Source organism: Bacillus sp. GMs2/2, assembly GCF_050172095.1.
GTDB classification, from domain to species: Bacteria; Bacillota; Bacilli; order Bacillales; family Bacillaceae_G; genus Bacillus_A; species Bacillus_A cereus.
In genome coordinates, this window is record NZ_JBNLYE010000331.1 from 1 (window position 1) to 4366 (window position 4366).

Below are 4366 nucleotides of genomic sequence, written 5' to 3' on the forward strand. Positions count from 1 at the left end.
GTAAACATGTGTTTTCAGAATAATTAAAAACGCAGAATGAAAGCACTGTTTTTAGGAGGGGTTTTGATGACTTACACGTTAGCAACTAGAATGAAAGCATTCCAATCTTCTATATTTAGTGAATTAGGAGCCTATAAAAAAGAAAAAATTGCAGCAGGTCATAACATGATTGATTTGAGCATCGGAAATCCTGATATGCCGCCCGCTGATTTTGTAAGAGAAACAATGGTACATACAGCGAGTGAAAAAGAGAGCTACGGGTATACATTATCCGGTATTCAAGAATTTCACGAAGCTGTAACTGAATATTACAACAACACTCATAACGTTTTATTAAATGCGGATAAAGAAGTTTTATTATTAATGGGTTCACAAGACGGGCTCGTTCATTTACCTATGGTTTATGCAAATCCAGGTGATATTATATTAGTTCCTGATCCAGGATATACAGCTTATGAAACAGGTATTCAAATGGCTGGTGCAACATCTTACTACATGCCTTTAACGAAAGAGAATGATTTCTTACCAGACTTAGAAGTCATCCCTGAAGAAATTGCCGATCAAGCGAAGATGATGATTTTAAACTTCCCAGGGAATCCCGTTCCAGCAATGGCTCATGAAGATTTCTTTAAAGAAGTAATCGCATTCGCGAAAAAGCATAATATTATCGTTGTCCATGATTTTGCTTATGCTGAATTTTATTTCGATGGTAATAAGCCAATTAGCTTTCTCTCTGTACCTGGTGCTAAAGAAGTTGGTGTAGAAATTAATTCTTTGTCAAAAAGTTATAGTTTAGCAGGTAGCCGTATTGGATATATGATTGGAAACGAAGAAATTGTTCGTGCACTTACTCAATTTAAATCTAATACCGATTACGGTGTATTTTTACCAATTCAAAAAGCGGCATCTGCAGCACTAAGAAATGGAGCTGCATTTTGTGAGAAAAACCGCGATATTTATCAAGAACGGAGAGATACTTTAGTCGATGGATTCCGAACATTTGGCTGGAATGTCGATAAGCCAGCTGGTAGTATGTTTGTCTGGGCTGAAATTCCACAAGGATGGACTTCTCTAGACTTCGCTTATGCATTAATGGATCGTGCGAATGTCGTTGTTACACCTGGTCATGCATTTGGACCTCATGGAGAAGGCTTCGTACGTATTGCACTCGTTCAAGATAAAGAAGTTTTGCAACAAGTTGTTGAAAATATTAGAAATAGCGGCATTTTCGTCCTTGAAAAAGTAGATGAATTAGTTAAAAATTAGTTCCCACTCCCCTGCTTAACTTTAGCAGGGGTATTATTAATTGGAGGTACTTTCATATGCATATTAAAGACACGCTTCCCCATCGTTATCCATTTTTAATGATTGATAAAGTAACAAATGTAAAACAAGGTGAATCCGTTACAGGATATAAACTCATTACAAATAACGAATGGTTTATAAATGATAGTCAAAAACATATGCCTCATATGTTAATTGTAGAATCACTTGCCCAGCTTAGTGCATTTGTACATACAAGTGATTCTGAAGGACTAGGATTTCTCTCCTCTTTAGATGGAGTTGAATTCCACGGAAAAGCATATCCCGGTGATAAACTTGATTTACATTATGAGCTAACGCGCAATCGCCGAGGTTTTATTCTTGGTAAAGGTATTGCAACTGTAAACGACCAGCCTATTGTAACTATAGAAAAACTATTAATATATCAAGCAGATTAAAGTGTTCCTTATATCAGTTGGAAATATCTATTCTCAACCAATTAAGTAAATAGGAAAACATATTACGTAGTTAGGAGCAGGAAAATGGAACGTACTATCGGTATCGATGCTGGAGGCACATTAACGAAAATAGCTTATTTTAACGAAAAAAAGCTATTAACTTTTGAAAAATTTTATTCACATGAACAACATAAAATAATAAATTGGATTAAAAACAACAATGGCATAAAACAAATATGTATTACGGGTGGTAAATCGAAACTATTACAGCATCTGCTTACAGGTTCATATAAAATAATAGAGCTAAACGAATTTGAATCTACTCTTGCAGGTGTCCAATACATATTAAAAGAAGAAAAACACACTATAAACAATTTTATTTTAACCAATATCGGTACAGGTACTTCTATCCATTATGTTTATAATGAACAATATATTCGCGCTGGTGGAACCGGAGTTGGCGGTGGAACTATTATGGGACTTTCAAAATTGTTAACAAATATAGATCATTTTGAAGATGTAATTCCTCTAACAAAAGTAGGATCTAGAAAAGAACTAGATATTACGGTTGGAGATATTTATGGTGGTATTCTCTCACCTATTGATAATAGCTTAACTGCTAGCAATTTTGGTAAAGCCGCTATTTCAGAATCGAAATATAATAGCTCAGACATACTTGCTACTATACAAGGACTTGTCGGTGAAGTCGTTACTGCATTAAGCCTTCAATTCGCTGAAACAAAAAACATTAAACATATTATTTATATTGGTTCGACTTTATGTAATAACGTACAACTTCAACATATTATAAGTAGCTACACCGAATATCAAAATAAAACACCAATCTTTTTACAAGATGGTGGTAATAGCGGTGCAATTGGTGCATTACTTCATGCTACGAAATAAAAAGCTGACTTTTGTCAGCTTTTTAAAAATGGCACTTCAAATTCAATAATTGATTCCCCGTTCTCTTTAATTCGCTCCACGCTTATTCTATCAATCACACAATTTAACTTCCCATGAAAACTAGGAATCTCCTTCACTACTTCAGCAGCTAATTTGGCACTTTCTTTTCTTCCGACTGTTACATGCGGGATGTACGGAATGTCTTCTTTCAAAAATTGTAATAAAGGTCCTGTATACAGGCTATCATGTAGTTCTTCTATTTGTTTTCTTCCTCTATCAACTTCTAAAAACAAATAGTTTCCTACGCTAGTGATACGATTTGCAAACTCAATTTCAATTTTGCCTCCCCCTTTTGATACATTAAAAATATGAGATTTTAATTCATCATTTGAAATATTACTCTTAAACGGGAATACGATTGTTATATGCGGTGGAATTAATCCAAATAAAGGATCATGTTTATGTCTAATGTTCTCTATTTTATCGATGGACATGTTGTTTAGAAAAAGTAAAATTGTACGCATTTTTATCCCCTCAACTTTTCCTCATTATAATATGTATCATATTCTATGACAGCCTGCCCTTCAACAACTTGTTTTGCTTACCTATAAAAATAAAAAAACTTCTCAAATGAGAAGTTTTCATATAGCATGATTATTATTTTCCCGCCAAACTTTCCTAAACTTTATATAACAAGCAATTCTCCATGGAATAATATACGAGACAGCAACAACGTAAAATAATAAACCAATCGTTTGTTGATCTAAATCAACGATAAATTGTCTTGAACCATATCTTAAAACGACAAGTGCAATAAAAGTAATTAAAAAAGCTGCACTTTTTTTCGTATAAATATTCCCATCATCTCTTCGCTCATAATTTGTTAGTGCTATAAGTGGTACAGAGAAAAGAATCCCAATAAATGCTGCTATAGCCACTTGTAGTACAGCTGGATGTACGGGACCTAAAATCCATACAATACCTGGTGTTAAAAATAGTAATGGCCATAAAATACGTTTTCCCGATCCCTTTATTGGCTTATACATGGAGCGATAACGACGCCAAAATATTAGTAGTGCAATGCATAAAAAAACGGTTATTAATGAAGAAGTATCTCCCATTTACTCTTCCTTCTCCCCTAAAATAATTGTATTTAAATTGTATCTTCAAACGAAACCTTACGAATAAATAGAGCGCTAATTACAATATATATGCAAATAAGAACTATCGAAACTAATATGAAATTAGGTATTTCTAGTAACATTTTACTATTAATAAACACCAACTCTTTTATACCTATCCCTGCATACATTGTACTCGCCAATCCGAATAAAACTATTATACTAAAGGCCAATCCGAACCAATTAAATCTTTTCTGAACAATAGTTGTTGATTGGAATAAACAAGCTAATGTACTATAAAATATGAATTGTACAAAGAATTGTTCAATTGCAGATGCTCCTAAATTTACATGTTCTGTTTTATAAAATGTATCCTGTAAAAACAAAGCTTGAAGACATGAAAACAATGCTGATTGCAATAAATTAAAACATATTGAACCAATCAAAAATTGCAACCTAGTGACACCAAACGAGACGACTGTAGGAAAAATATCAAGTTGAATAAGAAACACGCTTATCACAATAAACATTACGATTACAATTGATGAATTATTGAAAATATCATGTAAAAATGCTACCTTTATTCCCTTTAAATCAGTTGCAGTCATTGTCCCTTTT

General features: G+C 33.4%; 6 protein-coding genes. 3 read left to right on the forward strand and 3 right to left on the reverse strand.

Annotated features, from left to right (window positions below; all coding sequences use genetic code 11):
- Nucleotides 1–66 precede the first annotated feature (66 nt).
- From ACQGS6_RS23590 to coaW, 3 genes are all read left to right on the forward strand, one after another.
- On the forward strand, nucleotides 67–1266 hold the full coding sequence (locus tag ACQGS6_RS23590) for an LL-diaminopimelate aminotransferase (protein ID WP_426965696.1): 1200 nt from the start codon (nucleotides 67–69) through the stop codon (nucleotides 1264–1266).
- Between the two features lie 56 nt (nucleotides 1267–1322).
- Entirely contained in the window at nucleotides 1323–1721 is a 399-nt protein-coding gene (locus ACQGS6_RS23595) for a 3-hydroxyacyl-ACP dehydratase FabZ family protein (protein WP_000547659.1), read from the forward strand.
- A gap of 84 nt (nucleotides 1722–1805) precedes the next feature.
- Nucleotides 1806–2627 (forward strand): type II pantothenate kinase, encoded by an 822-nt coding sequence (coaW, locus tag ACQGS6_RS23600; protein WP_426965697.1) that lies wholly within the window; start codon nucleotides 1806–1808, stop codon nucleotides 2625–2627.
- Between the two features lie 14 nt (nucleotides 2628–2641).
- Here coaW and ACQGS6_RS23605 read toward each other — a convergent pair whose 3' ends face one another.
- The 3 genes from ACQGS6_RS23605 to ACQGS6_RS23615 form a co-directional block, all read right to left on the reverse strand.
- Nucleotides 2642–3151, reverse strand: coding sequence for a 2'-5' RNA ligase family protein (locus tag ACQGS6_RS23605; protein WP_001259208.1), 510 nt, complete (start codon nucleotides 3149–3151; stop codon nucleotides 2642–2644).
- Between the two features lie 117 nt (nucleotides 3152–3268).
- Nucleotides 3269–3748, reverse strand: a complete 480-nt coding sequence (locus ACQGS6_RS23610; protein WP_003312345.1) for a CcdC family protein — start codon at nucleotides 3746–3748, stop codon at nucleotides 3269–3271.
- 32 nt (nucleotides 3749–3780) lie between these two features.
- A partial coding sequence (locus ACQGS6_RS23615) for a DUF4052 family protein (RefSeq protein ID WP_426965698.1) occupies nucleotides 3781–4366 on the reverse strand: 586 nt, incomplete at its 5' end.

Coding starts and splice junctions, on each gene's coding strand:
- ACQGS6_RS23590 (WP_426965696.1), top strand. CDS start 67: ATGACTTACACGTTAGCAACTAGAATGAAAGCATTCCAATCTTCTATA.
- ACQGS6_RS23595 (WP_000547659.1), top strand. CDS start 1,323: ATGCATATTAAAGACACGCTTCCCCATCGTTATCCATTTTTAATGATT.
- coaW (WP_426965697.1), top strand. CDS start 1,806: ATGGAACGTACTATCGGTATCGATGCTGGAGGCACATTAACGAAAATA.
- ACQGS6_RS23605 (WP_001259208.1), bottom strand. CDS start 3,151: ATGCGTACAATTTTACTTTTTCTAAACAACATGTCCATCGATAAAATA.
- ACQGS6_RS23610 (WP_003312345.1), bottom strand. CDS start 3,748: ATGGGAGATACTTCTTCATTAATAACCGTTTTTTTATGCATTGCACTA.